14 protein-coding genes are annotated in these 16536 nt (G+C 72.3%); 3 read left to right on the top strand and 11 right to left on the bottom strand.

Features of this window, described 5'->3' with window-relative positions; translation table 11 throughout:
* The first annotated feature begins 2 nt into the window (after positions 1–2).
* Complete coding sequence (locus tag ACFTZC_RS33330; protein ID WP_382896117.1) at positions 3–566, top strand: hypothetical protein; 564 nt, start codon at positions 3–5, stop codon at positions 564–566.
* Positions 567–626: 60 nt separating this feature from the next.
* Here the strand turns inward: ACFTZC_RS33330 and ACFTZC_RS33335 are convergent, their stop codons facing one another.
* From ACFTZC_RS33335 to ACFTZC_RS33380, 10 genes are all read right to left on the bottom strand, one after another.
* Complete coding sequence (locus ACFTZC_RS33335; protein ID WP_382896119.1) at positions 627–2954, bottom strand: glycoside hydrolase family 3 N-terminal domain-containing protein; 2328 nt, start codon at positions 2952–2954, stop codon at positions 627–629.
* Positions 2955–3053: 99 nt separating this feature from the next.
* Entirely contained in the window at positions 3054–4988 is a 1935-nt protein-coding gene (locus ACFTZC_RS33340) for a cellulase family glycosylhydrolase (RefSeq protein WP_382896121.1), read from the bottom strand.
* Between the two features lie 50 nt (positions 4989–5038).
* The gene (locus tag ACFTZC_RS33345) at positions 5039–6040 is read right to left on the bottom strand and encodes a LacI family DNA-binding transcriptional regulator (protein WP_382896193.1); all 1002 of its coding nucleotides are present in this window, start codon (positions 6038–6040) and stop codon (positions 5039–5041) included.
* A 71-nt stretch (positions 6041–6111) separates the two neighbouring features.
* On the bottom strand, positions 6112–6954 hold the full coding sequence (locus ACFTZC_RS33350; protein WP_382896123.1) for a carbohydrate ABC transporter permease: 843 nt from the start codon (positions 6952–6954) through the stop codon (positions 6112–6114).
* Positions 6955–6982: 28 nt separating this feature from the next.
* On the bottom strand, positions 6983–7930 hold the full coding sequence (locus ACFTZC_RS33355) for a carbohydrate ABC transporter permease (protein WP_382896125.1): 948 nt from the start codon (positions 7928–7930) through the stop codon (positions 6983–6985).
* A gap of 83 nt (positions 7931–8013) precedes the next feature.
* Positions 8014–9303: an ABC transporter substrate-binding protein gene (locus ACFTZC_RS33360; protein ID WP_382896127.1), complete on the bottom strand. Its 1290-nt coding sequence runs from the start codon at positions 9301–9303 to the stop codon at positions 8014–8016.
* A 414-nt stretch (positions 9304–9717) separates the two neighbouring features.
* Positions 9718–9840, bottom strand: coding sequence for a hypothetical protein (locus ACFTZC_RS33365; RefSeq protein ID WP_382896129.1), 123 nt, complete (start codon positions 9838–9840; stop codon positions 9718–9720).
* A 421-nt stretch (positions 9841–10261) separates the two neighbouring features.
* Positions 10262–11818, bottom strand: coding sequence for a peptide MFS transporter (locus ACFTZC_RS33370; RefSeq protein ID WP_382896131.1), 1557 nt, complete (start codon positions 11816–11818; stop codon positions 10262–10264).
* Positions 11815–13257 (bottom strand): NAD(P)/FAD-dependent oxidoreductase, encoded by a 1443-nt coding sequence (locus tag ACFTZC_RS33375; protein WP_382896133.1) that lies wholly within the window; start codon positions 13255–13257, stop codon positions 11815–11817. Before ACFTZC_RS33375 ends, ACFTZC_RS33370 begins: the two co-directional genes overlap by 4 nt.
* 62 nt (positions 13258–13319) lie before the next feature.
* On the bottom strand, positions 13320–13892 hold the full coding sequence (locus tag ACFTZC_RS33380) for a helix-turn-helix domain-containing protein (RefSeq protein ID WP_382896135.1): 573 nt from the start codon (positions 13890–13892) through the stop codon (positions 13320–13322).
* A 176-nt stretch (positions 13893–14068) separates the two neighbouring features.
* On the opposite strand from ACFTZC_RS33380, the gene ACFTZC_RS33385 reads away from it, so the two are divergent.
* The gene (locus tag ACFTZC_RS33385; RefSeq protein ID WP_382896137.1) at positions 14069–14677 is read left to right on the top strand and encodes a TetR/AcrR family transcriptional regulator; all 609 of its coding nucleotides are present in this window, start codon (positions 14069–14071) and stop codon (positions 14675–14677) included.
* Positions 14674–15651, top strand: a complete 978-nt coding sequence (locus tag ACFTZC_RS33390; RefSeq protein ID WP_382896139.1) for a DMT family transporter — start codon at positions 14674–14676, stop codon at positions 15649–15651. Before ACFTZC_RS33385 ends, ACFTZC_RS33390 begins: the two co-directional genes overlap by 4 nt.
* 59 nt (positions 15652–15710) lie before the next feature.
* Here the strand turns inward: ACFTZC_RS33390 and ACFTZC_RS33395 are convergent, their stop codons facing one another.
* The gene (locus ACFTZC_RS33395) at positions 15711–16277 is read right to left on the bottom strand and encodes a snapalysin family zinc-dependent metalloprotease (protein ID WP_382896141.1); all 567 of its coding nucleotides are present in this window, start codon (positions 16275–16277) and stop codon (positions 15711–15713) included.
* Positions 16278–16536 lie beyond the last annotated feature (259 nt).

The following is a 16536-nucleotide window of genomic DNA, read 5'->3' on the forward strand; positions in this document are numbered from 1 at the left end:
CCATGCGGCTGACCGAGTTGGAGATCGCCCGGCAACCGTGGCAGGACATGGTCTGCGGGTGCGGCGACTCCGCCGAGCACCTTGCCCAGGACCTGCTGCGGCTCGCCGGGCGCGGACCCGGGCAGGAGCCGGGCCAGGAGCCGGGTCAGGCCAGTCTCGAAGGGCACGTCTGGTCCCCGGTGATCCTGTGGGAGCCCGCTCCCGCCGTGGCGTCCGTCGCCCTGGCGGCCCTCGCGGACGGGATCGCACCGGCTGCCCGCGGCCGGTTCCTCGACCTCCTTCAGCGTCTGGTGGCGGGCGAGGGCACGGACTTCGCGTCCGCGGGGCGCGGGCTCGACCTTCCGGAGAGCTGCCGGGAGCTCGCCGTACAGGGACTGTGGCTCCTTTACGCGGAGGTGATGTCGAACCCGACCACCGGTGCGGCCGGCACCGCCTTCGAGATCCTGACGGTGGTGGAACCCGACCGGGCCCGTCTGCGGCGTGTCCGGGAGATCGCCGCCGAACGGCTGCCCGTGTGCTGCCGGACCGGCCTCTGCGACGACGACCCCGTCGGCCCCGGGGCATGAGGGATGCCCTGGCCCCGGGGCGAGGAGAACGGCGAAGGGGACCCGCCGGTGGCCGCCGGGTCAGGACGGGGCCGGCCAGGGGCCCACGGTCAGGGCCGTCCCGGTCGTCCGGTCGGCGGACGGGCCCGTCGCGATCTCGAACGTCCCCGGTTCCACGGCCTGTTCCAGGGAGCGGGTCACCGAGGCCAGGGTCTCCGCGCCGATGGTGAAGGACACCTCGGCCCGTTCACCCGGCGCCAGCGCCGTCCGTACGAAGCCGCGCAGTTCGCGCACGCGCGGCCACGACGAGCCGCCCACCAGCCGGCGCACGTACAGCTGCACCGTCTCGTCCACCGGCCGCGCCCCGGTGTTGGCGACCTCCACCACGCAGGTCAGCGGAGGGACGGCGCCGGACGGGGACACGGTGACCGCGTCCCGGGAGAGCCGGGGCGCCCCGTACTCGACCGTCGTGTAGGACAGGCCGTGCCCGAACGGGTGGCGGGCGGTGGCCGGCTGGTCGACGTACCCCCGGTAGCCGTGGTCCTTCCCGTTGTAGAACACCGGCAGTTGCGCCGCCGAGCGCGGTACGGAGACCGGCAGCCGGCCCACGGGTCCGGCCGCGCCGAAGAGCACCTCGGCGATCGCGCGCCCGCCCCAGGGGCCCGGATACCAGGCGCTGAGCACCGCCCCCGCCCCCGCGGCGAGCTCCTCCGGCACGGCGTGCGGCCGGCCCTGCACCAGCACGACGACGACCGGCGTCCCGGTGGCGGTCACGGCGCTCAGCAGCGCCGACTGGCCCTCTGGAAGCCCGAGTTCGGCGAGGTCGACGCCCTCGCCGCAGGTCATGTCCACCGGAAGGCCCGAGCTGACCACCGCCGCGCCGTTGGAGTCGAAGCGGGTGGCGGACTCCCGCGCGCTCGATCCGCCGAGCATCAAGACCGCCACCTCGCAGGAGGCGGCCAGCGCGACCGCCTCCGGGATGCCGGACCGGTCGCCGCCCACGAGTTCACAGCCGCGCGCGTACCCGACCTCGCCGCCCGCCGCCGCCCTGATCCCGTCCAGGACGGTGACACCGGACCCCGGGCGCTGGGGCGCCGTGTAGTCGCCGATCTGCTGCGGTACGGAGTCGGCGTTCGGGCCGATGACGGCGATCCTGCGCAGATGCTCCGGCAGGGGCAGTGTGGCGCCGTCGTGCCGCAGCAGCACCACCGACTCCCGCGCGATCCGCTCGCTCAGCTCACGCAGCCCGGCGGGCGCGCGCCGCTCGCCGGTGTACGGCCGCTCGAACAGACCGAGCCGGAACTTGAGCGCGAGCACCCTCCCGACCGCCGCGTCCAGCACGCTCTCGCGGACCAGACCGCGCCGCACCGCCTCGGCCAGCCGGGGGAAGCTCTCGTCCCACAGGCTCAGATCCGTACCGGCGGCCAGGGCGAGCGCCCCCGCCGCCACCGGATCACCCGCGAGCCGCGTCAGCCGGTCGAGCGCACACCCGTCCGCCATCACCAGGCCCTCGAAACCCCAGCGTTCGCGCAGCAGCCCCGTCAGCAGCTCCCGGTTGGCCGCGCACGGCATCCCGTCGAACTCGTTGTACGCCGCCATGACGCCCGCCGCCCCGGCCCTGACCCCCGCCAGCGCGGCCGGGAGGTGGATCTCGTGCAGCTCACGGGCGCCGAGTTCGGTGGCCGCGCTGTTGCGGCCGCCCACCGTGGCGCCCTGGCCCGCGAAGTGCTTGAGGACCACCGCCGCCCGGTCCGCGCCGTACGACACGGGCCCGCGTCCGGGCCCGTCACCGGGGCCCTGCGCGCCGCGCACCAGCGCCTCGGTGAACCGGGCCGCCAGATAGGGGTCCTCGCCGAAGCACTCCTCGGCGCGCCCCCAGCGCGGGTCCCGTACGAGATCCAGGGCGGAGACGAGCGCGACATGGCCGCCGCGCGCCCGCAGTTCGCCCGCCGCGAGCGCCGCGGCCTCCTCGTACAGCCCCGGGTTCCAGGTCGCGCCCACCGCCAGGTTCACCGGCAGCACCGTGCCGTCCAGCGCCTGATGGCCGTGCGGCATCTCCTCCACCATGAGCACGGGGATGCCGAGCCGGGTGGTCTCCACGACGTGCCGCTGCACCGCGTCGGACACCCGGGCGCCCTCGGCGGCGCCGATGCCCGTCCCGAACGTCACCCCCGACCAGGGGTCGGCCCGCTGGAGCCCGTAGAGCGCGCCCATGCCGTCGTACGCGGCGACCTCGGCGTGGAACGCCTCGGTGAGGCGGTGGCCGGCGGCGGTGCGCTCGTACGCCTGCCAGCCGTACATGCGCTGGTTGACCTGGCCCACCTTCTCGGTGAGCGTCATCCGGGAGAGCAGGTCGCGCACCCGGTCCGCGACGGGCGCGGCGGGATCCCGGTACCGGGGCTGGGACATGGGACGGATCTCCTCGACTGCTTCGACGGGACTGACCTGTCTGACGGGACTTACGGGACTGGCGGGATCGGCGGAGCCGACAGGACTGCGGCGGTGCGGTCAGTCCAGCTCCAGGACGCGCACCCCGTACGGGGCGATCACCACGTCCCGCACCGGCTCCCCGCCGTCCAGGTCGCGCAGTTCACCCTCCGCGCGGGGGCGCACGGTCAGTTCCCGCTCCGCCTGGCTCACCAGCCAGACGAAACGCTTCCCGTCCTCCCGTACCAGCGTGTCCGCCGAGACGTACGGCGTGTCGACGGTCACCGGCCGCGCCGCGCCCGCGAGATCCGCGAGCGCCGCGTACAGCCGGTGGGTCTGCTCCGGATTGACGCGGGCGGTGCGGGCCGCCATGTGCTCCAGCGGATACGTGGCCAGGACCGTACGGCCCCGCCCCGTCTCGTGGACCAGCAGCGCCGGGCGGCCGTGCGCGTCGGTGGCGACGACCCGCGCCCCGGCCGGGACGACCGGCAGATAGGCGCGGCTGTCCTCGTTCCCCGCGACCGGGAAGCGCAGCGTCTCGCCCGCCGCGACCGAGCCGAAGTCCTCGGTGAACGTCATCTCCAGCACGTCGTCCTCGATGGGCTCGGCCACCCCGTACGAGAGCTGGAGCTCCACCCCGAAGAGCCCGTCCAGGTCGTGGAACCAGGGGCCGCGCGTCGTCGGGTGCTCGCCCGAGCAGAACGACAGGTACACCGTCGCGCCCTCGCGCGCCCGCCGTTCCAGCTCCCGCCGGGTGCGCGTGGTCAACTGCCGGGTGGCGGGCAGCAGATAGAGCGAGGCGTCATCCGGCAGCCCGTCCGCCTCGCGGACCAGGGCGACGGGCAGATCGGCGCCGCGCGCGGCCACGTACCCCTGGTGCAGCGAGGTGAAGATCAGCGGGCGGTCGGCGGGCCGGCTGTAGGGGTAGCCGCGTTCCAGGAACGCGGGCACCACCAGCGCCGCGTCGGTGTCGGCGCGGCGGCAGCGCGCGAAGTCGACGCGCTCCAGCACCGCGGCGAAGGCGGCCAGTTCGCGCAGCGGCTCCTTGGGCCGGCCCGTGTGATCGGTGATGCCGAAGTGCATCTCGAAGGGGTGGTGGTCGTACGGCGATCGCTCCCACAGGTCGTCGTAGTCCGTGTTGTTCCAGGCGATCCAGCCGGTGGCACCGCCGAGCAGCGAGTTGTGCAGCGTCTGCCGGTAGAAGACGCCCGCGTTCGCCGCCGAGACCGTGTCGGTGGACAGGCCGAACTCCTCCAGCACCACCGGCTGTCCGGTGACGGAGGCGAGTTCGCACTCGAAGGCGGCGCGGTAGTGCTGGCGCGGCCGGTCCGTGTCCGAGCGGTACACGTGCGGTCCGACGAAGTCGACGTACTCTGCGGTGTCGCGCAGCGAGAAGCCGTTGTCCCGGCCGGTCACCTCGATGCCCCACGCGCCGTCGCCCAGCGACACCGGCTGCGTACCGCCCGCCGCGCGCACCGCGTCGCACATGAACTGCGCCCAGGCGGTGACGACGTCGGAGGAGGGCGGGTCGACCTGGTAGACCCGGCCGTACCCCGGCATCTCGTTGGTGATCAGCCAGCCGGTGACGGCGGGATGGTCCTTGAAGCGCCGGGTCATCTGCGAGACGAACCAGGCCTGGCGGCCGACGAGCCAGACGTCCTCGTACAGATCCCGGCCGCCGCGCCATGCCGGGTCCCAGTTCTCCCCGGACATGTGGCCGACGATGAAGGTGGGGACCGTGCCCATCCCCGCCTCGGTATGGGCGTCGAGGAAGTCACGGAAGTGGTCGCACAGCTCCTCGTCGATCCGGTGCGGCTCCGGGTGGAAGTCCGGCCAGTAGAAGAAGGACCGGGTCATCGTCAGTCCGTGGTCGCGCAGGACGGCCAGTTCCTCGCGGACCGTCTTCGGCTGATACTCCCGCCACATCAGCGGACCGCCGCTACGGGACCAGAAGTTGGCGCCGAGCCAGGGCAGAACGGCGGAGTCATGGGTGAGCTGGGCGCTGTGGCGTCGCATGGGGTCTTTCTCTGGATATGGGTGGGTGGACGGGGGAGAGGGAAGTGCGGTCAGGGCGCCGTCGGCGCCGGGCCCGTGGTCTCCCGTACGACCAGCCGGGGCCGGCCGTCGAGCACGGGCGCCGGTACGTCCTCACCGCACTCGGCGAGCAGGGCCCGGGCCGCGGCGGCGCCGACGGCCTGCACCTGCTGGTCCACCGTGGTCAGCCGGGGGTACATCCAGCGGCCGAGCGGCAGGTTGTCGTACCCGACGACGGACAGGTCGCGCGGTACCCGAAGCCCGGCGCGCTGGGCCGTGCCGATCCCGCAGACGGCCATCGAGTCGTTGGAGTACACGACGGCCGTGGGCCGGTCTGCCAGGGCCAGCAGTTCCTCGGTGGCGGCGACCGCCGCCGCCTCCGTGAAATCGGTCTCCCGCACGGCGACCGGCCGTACCCCGGCCTCGGCGAGCGCGTCCTCGAAGGCCGCGCGGCGCAGCCGGGTGTGCGTCAGCTCGGCGGGCCCCGTGACACAGGCGATCCGCCGGTGGCCCAGCTCCAGCAGATGCGCGACGGCTTCCCGCACCCCGGCGCCCTGCTGCCCGAGCCCCACGTTCACTACCGGGGAGGCGGGGTCGGGCGCGCTCAGCAGGACGGCCGGCAGCCCGAGCCCGCGCAGCAGCGGCGGGCGCGGATCGTCGGCGCGCGCGTCGGTCAGCACCGCTCCGTCGATCCGGCCCTCGGCGACCAGCCGTTCGTACAGCGCGCTCTCCTGCGCCATGTCGGCCACCAGGTGGAGCAGCAGACCGTAGCCGCGCGGGGCCAGTTCGCCCTCCAGACCCGTGATCAGCTCGCCGAAGTGCGGGTCGGCGCCGAGCACATCGGTGGCGCGGCGCACGACCAGCGCGATCGTACGGGTCCTGGCCCGGCGCAGCGCGGTCGCGGACGCGCTCGGTGACCAGCCCAGCTCGGCGACGGCGTCGAGCACGCGGCGCCGGGTGGCCTCGGTGATCCGGCCGGTGCCGTTGACGGTCTGGGAGACCGTGGCGGTGGAGACGCCGGCCGCGGCGGCCACGGCCTTGATGGTGGGGCGTTCCCGGGCGGGCGGGGTGTCCCGTTGCCGGGGTGCCCTCTGGGGATGCTGGGTCACATCTTCACCGCCCCGCTGACGAGAGCATGCTGCATCCGCTTCTGGAGCACGGTGTAGACGATCCACACCGGCACCAGTGTCAATACCGTACCTGCGGTCAGGATCCCGTAGTCGGTGCCGGTCACGGACCTGAGGGTGGGCAGCGCCACCTGCACCGTGCGCTGCGCGGGATCCGGGCCGATGATCACGAGCGAGTAGAGGTACTCGTTCCAGAAGGTCAGGAAGTTCAGCAGCAGCACGGTCGCGATGCCCGGCATGCACATCGGTGTGTAGACGTGCCGCAGCACCGCGAACGTGGACGCGCCGTCGATCCGCGCGGCCTCCTCCATCTCGCGCGGGATGGTCCGCATGAACTGGACGAGGATGACGACGGAGAGCGGCATCGCCGTGGCCGGGAGGAACAGCACCATGAAGGAGCGTGTGTGGAACAGCCCGGTGGCCGCGGAGAGCAGGAACGTCGGGAAGAGCGCGGCGAACGTGGGCACCAGGAACCCGAGCGAGAACACCCGCTCCACCAGCGCCCCCAACGGCCCCTGCGCGCGGGCGATCGCGAAGGCCGCGGGGATGGCGAGCAGCAGGGTCAGCACGAGCGCGAACATGGTGACGAGCGCCGAGTTGACCACGGCCAGGCCCAGGTCGGCGGAGGAGAACGCCTCGTCGAAGTTGCCGAAGGAGAAGGAGGTGGGCAGCGCGAAGGGGCTGCCGAAGACCTCGTCGTTCGTCTTGAACGCCGAGACCAGCAGGTAGTAGAGGGGGACCACCAGCAGCACCGCGTACAGCCACGCGAGGATGTGCGCGGGCAGCCAGGACTTTCCGAGTTTCGTGGCACTGGGCTTCATGGCACGGGCTCCAGATCTGCGGATCGGTTCAGTAGTTCTGGCGGAAGACACGGCGGATGACGAGCAGACCGGTCAGCCCGACCAGGAAGAGGATCACACCGACGGTCTGGCTGTAGCCGAGGTCCGCGGCCATGAACGCCTTCTGGTACACCAGGAAGGACAACGTTGTCGACGAGCTTCCCGGGCCGCCCAGCGTGAGCAGCAGGACGTTCTGGGCGGAGCCGAACAGCGTCCACAGGAACTGGAGCATCGTCACGACGCCCACGAAGTCCCGGATGACGGGGAAGTGGACGCGCCACATCGTGCGCCAGTGTCCGGCGCCGTCGAGCTGCGCGGCCTCGCCGATCTCGTCCGGCACACTGCCCAGGCGCGCGGCGAACAGGACCGCCGTGAACCCGATGCCGCTCCACACGTCCACCACGATCAGGCAGAGCAGCGCGGTGGAGGGCGAGGCCAGCCAGGCGTCGGTCAGCGAGCCCAGCCCGGCTTTCGTCAGGGCCCCGTTGAACAGCCCGTCCGGGGAGAGGACCGCGTAGAACACCATGGCCTTGGCCGGGGCCGAGATCAGACCGGGGATGAAGAGGAGGTAACGCAGCACACGGTGGCCCGGCGGCCGCTGTGTCACGTAGTAGCCCAGCATGTACGCGGCCACGATCATCACCGGCAGCGCGACGGCGAGCTGGACGGCCGTGTTGGCCACGGCGTCCCGGAAGACCGGGTCGGCGAGGACCGTACGGACATTGCCCAGCCCGGCGAAGGAGACCGGCTGGAGCATGCCGGGCCAGTGCAGGGCCGCGATGACGAAGATGGCGACCAGCGGGCCGACCATGAAGACCAGGTACCAGAGCAGCGCCGGAACGGCCAGGATGACGCCGCCCTGGTGACGGCGGTCGCGGCCGGCGGGGGACGGGGACGGACGGGCGGGGGTGTGGTGGGCCGTGGTGCCGCCGGGGGTGGCGGACGAGAGCATCGTCATGGCCTGACTTTCGGAGGCTCGGGCGAGGGATCCGGAGGTCGCTCGGACGGGCGGGACGCCGCTGCGCCCGTCCGCGCCACCTCTCAGGCCCCGCGGTACGCGGATTCGAGGGCGGAGCGTACGGAGGCGGCGCTCGTGCCCCGGGTGAAGGCGGTACTGGTCGCGGTGATCAGCGGCTGGGTGGCCGCCGGGGGCACGTACAGATCGGGCAGCAGCACCTGGCCGACCCGGTCGCCGAGCCGCTGCGCCGCGGCCACGAGCGGGAAGTCCGTGCTGACCGTGTCCGTCACCAGCGCCATGTCCCGGCCGCTCTCGGTGATGAAGCGGGAGACCACGTCGGGCCGGTACATGAAGCGCAGGAACTTCTCCACGGCGGGCAGTTTCTTCGTGCCGTTCGGGCTGATCCAGAAGCCGATGAGGGTGTAGGCGCGCATGATCGTCGGCTTGTCGTGCACGGCGCCGGGCGCGAGCGGCCAGCCGCCGACCTCGGTGTGCGCGGCGACCTCCGCCGGCACCTTCCCGAGGGCCGAGGACATCGCGGACGCCATCGCGGCGGCCTGCGTGTTGTACTGCGTGGTCATCGTGTCGGAGGTGAGCCCCTGTGCCTTGTCGGCGAAGACCCCGGCGTCCCGCAGGGAGACGAAGTACTCGATGCCCTCGCGGACGCCCCTGCCGCCGAAGTCGCCGGTCGCGTAGACCTGTTGGGCCTCCTCCTGGGTGAGGAAGGTCTGGATGATCTGGGCGAGCAGCTTCTGCCCCGTCCAGTCGTTGCCGCCGACGGTGACGGGGGCGATGCCCTTGGCGCGCAACTTGCGTGCCGCGCCGATGAGTTCGTCCCCGGTGGTCGGTATCGCGCTCACCCCGGCCCGGTCGAGCAGGGCCGTGTTGAAGGCGACGGGCCAGTTGGTGGCGAAGTACGGGAAGCCGCGCAGCCGCCCCTTCCCGTCGGTCCACGCCGTCAGCGCGGCGGGGAGGACCCGCTCCCGCAGCCCCCAGGCGTCGAGATACTCCTCGACGTCGACCGTCGCCCCGACATCGGTCCAGGCCAGCGTCTTGTCATACAGGTTGACCATGACGACGTCGGGTTCCTTGCGGGCCAGCCGGGAGGTCTCGTACACCTGGCCGAGGTCGTCGCCGTTGACGAGGTTCTTGATCCGGAGCCCGGGATTCTCCTTCCGGAACTGTTTCACCATGGCGGTGTACGTGACCGAACCGGGCGCGGTGGTGCCCAACTGGGTATGGACGAGCAGGGTGTCGGGATCGGAGTCGGCCGCGGCGATGGAGGAGCAGCCGGACAGGGCGGGAAGAGCGGTGGCGGCGGTGATACCGGAACCTGCGGCAAGGAAGCCGCGCCGACTCAGGGGTGAGCGCACAGCGGGATATCTCCAACCAGAGGACGTCAACCAGAGTTGGTTAATCGATGTACCAGCGGGTTGCGAGAAAGGTAGGGGCACTTGCGTGTACGGTCAACCCCTCGTGCGGCCGACGGGACGCGTGTGCCGCGTGCGGGCATCCGGCGTGAGGGTGGGGCGGGGAAGGGAACCACCGGCGCGATGTGGGGGGCGGGTTGCGAGAGCAACGGCGCGACGGTGGGGCGGACTTCCGCGTCACCGCGCCGCGAAGCCGGCAGGGGAGCAGGCAGGGAAGCATGCAGGGAAGCAGGCCCGGAGCGCGGCCGAGGCTCTTCGGCCGGCCGCGCTCCGGGCCGCTTGCGGCAGCCACCGGGTGCCGCTCACGAGGTGTCCGTGCCCGGATCGGCGTGGCTGTTCGCGCCGCTCCGGGCCGGGTCAACTGCTGCGTCGGGTGAGGCTGTAGACGAGGATCAGCACAGCCGCAGCCATCACCAGCACGTGTAACCACGCGGGGGCGGCGGAGGCGTCGGCGGCCGAGATCGTCGTGAGTGAGGTCATCGTCATGTCTCCTTCAGCGCGGTCGTCCAGGACGGAACCGCGTTCGTCGTGTGGGTCCCTGCCGCACGGGAGCGGGCCCGGATCGGCCCGTCGGCGGCGTCCGCGGGACGCACTTCGGGTCGGTGCCGCGGTACGGGTCCGCGCACGGCCGAGGGGGCGGCCCGGCCGTCACCGGCCGGGGTGAGGCCGCCACCCGCACGGCGAGCGGTGCCGGGCACAGTGCCTGTCGTTCACCGACGCGACGGCCTTGTCCGACGCGATGTACGCGGCGTCGATCGGAGAGGTGGCGCTCAGCAGTACGCGGCTGTCCCAGCATGACCGGCTCCTTCGGCAGTCCCTCTGCGTGTGCCCCCAAGTCGCGAGGACAGACCTGTTCCGGCCCGATCCCGGTCCCGCCGCCACCGCCGGCCCGGCGCCACGCTCAGTGCGTGAGCCCCGATCCCAGCAGCCGTCCCACCGACCGGCGCCCGGCGTACAGGGCCAGCCCCAGCCCGATGCCGCAGGTGGCGGTGACGGTGAGGTACGAGGCGCTGTCGATGGCGGTGAACAACTGGCCGAGCAGGCCCGCCAGGGACGAACCCAGGGCGAGAGTGAGGAAGTTGAGTCCGACCATCTGGGAACGGAACTTCTCCGGGCCGATCCTCGTCGCCAATGACAGCCCGATCGGACCGACGAAGACCTCGGAGGAGCCGGCCGCCATCATGAACAGGAGGATGAGGGCCAGCGGGATCTCGGCGTCGCCGGTGGTGGTCTCCGAGATGACGAGCAGGAACAGATAGGCGCAGCCGATCTGGATCAGCCCGATGGCCACCTTGGTCACCGGACCGGGCTGGCGCTCCCCGAGGGTGTTCCACATCCGGGCGACGAGCGGGGTGATCAGGACCGCCGCCAGCGGACTGACGGTGGTGATCCAGGCGACCGGGAAGGTCCAGCCGCCGATGTGGAGATCGATCCGTTCGGTGATGAGGATCGAGATCGCGGTGAACTTCTGGAACAGGAAGCCGAAGTACACCCCGGACGCCAGGAAGAGCGGAAGGTAGCCGAGGATGCGCCGGCGCTCGTTACCGGTGACCGTCGCCGAGGTGGTCATCGTGAGGAAGTAGGTGGCGGCGGCCACCAGCGCGGCGACGGTGACCACGGTGGACAGGTTTTCCGCCCGCAGCAGCCCCGTCACGACGGCCCCGCCCGCGAGGGCGATCACCCCGAGGGCCGCGCAGGCCACGAGCGGACGACGGCCCGCCGGGAGAGGGTTGTTGACGATGCGGGCGCGCTCGGGGAGTTTCCCCATGGAGACGAGGTACTGGACGAGCGCCCCGCACATGCCGATCGCCGCGAGCCCGAATCCGAAGTGGAAGCCGAGTTCGTTCTGGGCGAGGCCGGTGGTGAGCGGCCCGGCCACCGCACCGATGTTGATGGCCATGTAGAAGTACGAGAACCCGGCGTCCCGGTACCGCTCGTCGGGGTTCTGGTCGAGGACGAAGCCCACGATCGAGGTGATGTTCGTCTTGAGCGCGCCGGTGCCCAGGACGATGCACAGCAGTCCGGCGCCGAGGCCCGCCGGGCCGGGGGCGAAGGCGAGCACCACATGTCCCGCGGTGATGACGACGGCACCGTACAGCACCATGTTCCGCGGGCTGACCAGCCGGTCGCCCAGCCACGCGCCGAGGATCTGGCAGAGGTAGACGGCGCCGCCGTAGGCGCCGACGATGCCCGACGCGACGGCCGGGTTCAGGGCGAGGCCGCCCTGCGCCACCTCGTAGAGCAGGTAGAACGAGAGGATTCCCTGGAGCCCGTAGAACGAGTAGCGCTCCCAGAGTTCGGTGAAGGCCATGCTCCACAGGCCCTGCCGGAAGGATCCCCGGGGCGCGTCGGCCTGTGTCCCGTCGGTCCGTGTCCCGTTGAGCTGTGTCCCGTCGGTCCGTGTCCCGTCGGCCCGCGGGGCGACGGGGCCTGCGGCGCGGTCCGGTGTCGTCCTCATTCGCTGAGTCCTGCCAGTCGTGATCCGAAACGGGCGAGGAGGGAGGTGTTCCGGGAGTGCCGGATCTCCTCCCACCGGTCGGCGACGCCGAAGAGCCGGTACATGCCGTGGACGCCGATCCAGCGGAGCGGTTCCGGCTCCCAGCGTCCCGAGTCGTGGTCGTTCCAGGGCAGCCGGGTCAGCGCGGTGTCGCGACCCGCCGCCCGGTCCAGCAGGGTGCGTGCCGCGAGGTGGGTGGCCGTCACACCGTGGCCCGCGAACCCCCGCGCGACACCGATCCTCGTGGCGGGATCGAAGGTGATGCCGGCGCACCAGTCGCGGGTCACGCCGATGGCGCCGCGCCAGGCGTGCTCGACGGTGAACCGCACGTCGGGGAAGAACAGGTGGAGCCGTTCGCTCAAGGCGCGCACGGTCCGGGCGTCGACGCTGCCCTGGCCGGGGGTGCCGGAGTTGAAGGCGTACGGCGTGCCGCGGCCGCCGATGGCGATGCGGTCGTCGGCCGTGCGCTGCGCGTAGACGAAGGTGTGCGCGGCGTCGCCCAGGCACTCCCCGCCCTGCCAGCCGATCCGCTCCCAGACCTCGGCGGGGAGCTGACCGGTCACGACCATCGAGGAGTTGACGGGGATGATGTCGCGCCGGCCCAGGCCCCGGGCGTCGCTCGTGACCTGCCCGGAGTAGGCCTCCAGGCAGGTCAGGACCGTCGCGGCGGTCACGGTCCCACGGGTGGTGGTGACGGCGCCGGGCGCGACGTGGGTGGCGCGGGTGCCCTCGTGGATACGGACGCCCCTGGCCTCCGCGGCCGCCGCGAGGCCGTGGACGAGCTTGGCCGGGTCGACGCGGGCGGTGGTGCGGGTGAGCAGGCCGCCCAGCGCCGGACCGATGGCGATCCGCCTCTTCACCGCCTCGGCGCCGAGGAGTTCGAGGTCTTCCGGGCGGTACCCGCCCGCCAGGTCCGCGGCATGGGTGGCTTCGAGGCGCTTCAGCGCGGCCGGTGTGGTGGCCACGCGCAGATGCCCGCCGCGCCGCTGATCGGCCTGGATCCCCTCCTGTTCGAGGACGCGCAGGGTGTCGTCGACGGCTCCGTCCATCTCCCGCTGGAAGGAGGCGACGGCGGCGGCGCCGTCCTCGCCGCGCCGGCTCGCGGCCCTGGCGTAGACGGCGCGGTTGCCCGGGATGAGCGGGGACAGCCAGCCGCCGTTGCGGCCGGAGGCCCCGTATCCGACCTCCTCGGCCTCCAGGACCGAGATCCGCGCGCCGGGACGCTCCACGGCGGCGTGGTAGGCGGCCCAGAGCCCGGTCAGGCCCCCACCGACGATGACGAGGTCCTGTTCTTCGCCGGGCAGGGCCATGGTCCGGCGCCGGTCCTGGCCGGCCGGCCCGCCCGCGCTGCGGGAGGCCCTCATCCAGTGCGAGATCTCGCCGTTGCGGTAGGGGGTCATCACTCTCTCCGGGGGACGCGCGGTGGTTCGGTGGGCCGGTTTCGGTAGGCGACGGGCCGGCTTCAGTAGGTGGGGGGCGCCATGGCCCACAGCACGCGGGCCTCCTGCGTGCCCGTGCTCTCCGCGACGCGGTGCGGGTCGCTGCTGATGTAGTGGACCGAGTCCAGGGCGGACAGCCGGTGGTGCCGCTCGCGGACCCACACGTCCACCTGGCCGGACAGGACCAGGAGCAGTTCCTCGGAAGCGCCGTGGGTGTACGGCTCGACACCGGTGGAACCCCCGGGGGCGAAGTGCCCGAGGAGCACCTCCAGGTGGTCGAACGACCCGGGAGTCAGCTTGATCTTCGTGGCTCCCTCCCCGAAGGACATGCCGCGGGCATCACGGAACCGGAGCACCGGACTGGTTTCGGAACCACTCTGCTCGAAGAGGCCGCCGACGGTGAGTTTCAGTACGTCGCAGATCCGCTGCAGGGTCCGCACGCTCGCGTTGACCTGATCGCGTTCGACCTGGGAGAGGTAGCCCTCGGTGAGACCGGTCCGGTCCGCCACGTCCTTCAGCGTGAGGTGGAGTGCCCGCCTGCGCCGGCGCAGCCGGGCACCTATACCGGCCGCCGGGCCGGACTGCTCGTTCGACATGAGGAGGAACGTAACAACGCTGTGCCCACATCACAATGCCTATTGCCATGAGAAAAGTTTTCTTTGATGAGCGTGACGGCGCTGACAGACCGGGCCCGCGTCGGTGGCCCGGCGCCGGACGGTCCCTGGTCCCGTACTGGGTAGACTGACCTACCTACTAACGGATGGAGGGTCGGATGAGCGAGATCGGCACCGCGGCGCAGCGCCCCCGCGGACGGCGGGGAACCGCGCGGGAGCGGCTGCTCGCCGCCGCGTCCCGGCTCTTCTACGCGGACGGTGTGACGGCGACGGGGATCGACGCGATCACCGCCGAGGCGGGCGTCGCGAAGATGAGCCTGTACAACAACTTCTCCTCCAAGGCCGATCTGGTGAGGGCCTACCTCGACGCGCGCCACGAGGAGTGGCTGGAGCTGTACCGGCGGCGGCTCGAAGGGGCGCGGGACGGCCGTGGCGGGGTGCTGGCGGTCTTCGACGCGTACGCCGATCACGCGGCCTTCGCCTACGAGCACGGCTTTCGCGGCTGCGGCCTGCTGAACGCGGCGGCCGAGCTGCCCGCCGGGAACGAGGGGCGGTCCGTGGTGCGCCGTCACAAGGAGGAGGTCGAGTCCCTGCTCGCCGGGCACGTCGGGGAGATTCTGCCGGGGCGGCCCGAGCAGGCGCGTGCGATCGCGGAGCAGTTGGCGTTCCTGCTGGAGGGGGCGATGGCGCGGGCCGGTCTGGAAGGCGGGGGGACGCGGGTCCGGCATGCCCGGGCGATGGCGTCGGACCTGCTGGAGCGTCTGTGAGGCGGGCCGGCGGGGAGCGGTCCGCCGCGGCGGGCGCGGGGTCGCTGTGCATTCTGGTCGCGTCGGTGCTGTGGGGCACCACGGGTACGGCCGCGACCTTCGCCCCTGACGTGGGCCCGCTGGCGATCGGGGCCGCCGCCATGGGGGTGGGCGGACTGCTCCAGGCCCTGGTCGCCGCCCGCCGCGTGTCCCGGCAGGCGTCCGCACTGCGGGCGCGGAGAGGGGTGGTGCTGCTCGGCGCCCTGGCGGTGGCGGTCTACCCTCTGGCGTTCTACAGCAGCATGCGCCTGGCCGGAGTGGCCGCCGGAACCGTGGTGTCGATCGGATCGGCCCCGCTCGCCTCGGCCGTCGTCGAGCGCGTGGTGGACGGACGCCGCCTCACCCGCCGCTGGACGACCGGTGCGGCCCTGGGGCTGTCCGGAACCGCCCTGCTGTGCCTGGCCGAAGCGGCCGGCGCGCACGACGGCTCCGGGGCCCGGCCGGTGGGCTCCACGGTCCTCGGCGTGGGACTGGGGCTGGTGGCCGGGGTCACCTACGCCCTGTACTCCTGGGCGGCCCACCGTCTGATCAGCCGCGGTGTCGGCTCGGGCGCGGCGATGGGGGCCGTCTTCGGGATCGGCGGGCTGCTGCTCCTGCCCGTGCTGGCGTTCACCGGCGCTCCGTTGGTGGACTCCTGGTCGAACGCGGCGGTCGGCGTGTACATGGCCCTGGTGCCCATGTTCCTCGGCTATGTCCTGTTCGGCTGGGGGCTGGCCCATGTCCCGGCGAGCACCGCGACCACCCTCACGCTCCTGGAACCCGCTGTCGCGGCCGTCCTGGCCGTGCTGGTCGTCGGTGAACGCCTGCCCCTGCTGGGGTGGTTCGGCATCGCCCTGGTCCTCGGCTGCCTCGCCGTCCTCACCGCGCCGTCCCGCGCCCCCGCCCCGTCACACCCGGCGCCGGCCTCCGAGCCCGAGCAGGTCACCACGGGCTGACCGAGCGGTCCCCGGGCGGCGGATGCGCCGCCCGGGGACCGCCGGGGCCCGGCCGGAACTCAGTCCACGGTCGTGACGGGGAACGGCACCGCTCCGGCCGTCGGGGCGAGGGCGCCGCCGAAGTTGCCCTCGACCTCCGCCTTCTCGGCCGTGTTCGGGTACGGGTTCGTGCACGTGGTTCCCGCGCTGGACCCGGACATCAGACTGGAGCAGGGGCCGGGCTTGCGGTCCGGCAGGCCCAGGATATGGCCCAGTTCGTGGGAGGAGATGCGGATCGTGTTGTGCCCCTCCGTCACGGCCTGCCGTCCGATGTAGACGGTTCCGTTGCCCAAGGACGTGGTGATGGCGCGTGGCCAGCCGTTGTCCGCCAGGACCCGTATGTTGGCCCGCTGGCCGGCCGCGGCGGGCCGCAGCTCGACCGCGTCGACACTCTCGTTCCAGATCGCCGCGCCCCGGTCGACCGCGGACCTGAACTCCGCGGTACCGCTGGCGTCGTAGGTGACGACCCGCGCGGCCAGGGCGCTGTCCGAGGCCGTGGACGGAGCGGCCGATGCCTGGCCACCCATCAGGGAGAACGTCACCGCCACAGTGGCAGCGAGCCCACCGGTCACCGTGCGAACGTGCATGGTCGGCCTCCTTGCGGAAGAGGTAGTCGTGCACATGACAGACGATTCCTCTGCTCACTGCCCAGCGAAGGGTGCCACCAATCCGTCAATCAGGCGACCGCCGAAGTCCTCGGGTGCGGCGGGGAGTTGTCGGGTGGGGAGGCGCGCACCGGGGGCCCGGCGGAACACTTCCGGTTCACCCTCTTGACGCGAGCTGAGCCGAGGCCCAGAGTACGCAGTTAATGCGCATTACTAATGCGCATTAACGCGCGGGAATCGC

It is taken from the genome of Streptomyces sp. NPDC056987, from assembly GCF_042673865.1.
Classification (GTDB): Bacteria; Actinomycetota; Actinomycetes; order Streptomycetales; family Streptomycetaceae; genus Streptomyces.

What these genes read in the sequence shown, in the direction of transcription:
- ACFTZC_RS33385 (WP_382896137.1), top strand. Translation starts at nt 14,069, where the DNA reads ATGAGCGAGATCGGCACCGCGGCGCAGCGCCCCCGCGGACGGCGGGGA.
- ACFTZC_RS33375 (WP_382896133.1), bottom strand. Translation starts at nt 13,257, where the DNA reads ATGACCCCCTACCGCAACGGCGAGATCTCGCACTGGATGAGGGCCTCC.
- ACFTZC_RS33355 (WP_382896125.1), bottom strand. Translation starts at nt 7,930, where the DNA reads ATGACGATGCTCTCGTCCGCCACCCCCGGCGGCACCACGGCCCACCAC.
- ACFTZC_RS33365 (WP_382896129.1), bottom strand. Translation starts at nt 9,840, where the DNA reads ATGACCTCACTCACGACGATCTCGGCCGCCGACGCCTCCGCCGCCCCC.
- ACFTZC_RS33330 (WP_382896117.1), top strand. Translation starts at nt 3, where the DNA reads ATGCGGCTGACCGAGTTGGAGATCGCCCGGCAACCGTGGCAGGACATG.
- ACFTZC_RS33380 (WP_382896135.1), bottom strand. Translation starts at nt 13,892, where the DNA reads ATGTCGAACGAGCAGTCCGGCCCGGCGGCCGGTATAGGTGCCCGGCTG.
- ACFTZC_RS33395 (WP_382896141.1), bottom strand. Translation starts at nt 16,277, where the DNA reads ATGCACGTTCGCACGGTGACCGGTGGGCTCGCTGCCACTGTGGCGGTG.
- ACFTZC_RS33335 (WP_382896119.1), bottom strand. Translation starts at nt 2,954, where the DNA reads ATGTCCCAGCCCCGGTACCGGGATCCCGCCGCGCCCGTCGCGGACCGG.
- ACFTZC_RS33350 (WP_382896123.1), bottom strand. Translation starts at nt 6,954, where the DNA reads ATGAAGCCCAGTGCCACGAAACTCGGAAAGTCCTGGCTGCCCGCGCAC.
- ACFTZC_RS33370 (WP_382896131.1), bottom strand. Translation starts at nt 11,818, where the DNA reads ATGAGGACGACACCGGACCGCGCCGCAGGCCCCGTCGCCCCGCGGGCC.
- ACFTZC_RS33340 (WP_382896121.1), bottom strand. Translation starts at nt 4,988, where the DNA reads ATGCGACGCCACAGCGCCCAGCTCACCCATGACTCCGCCGTTCTGCCC.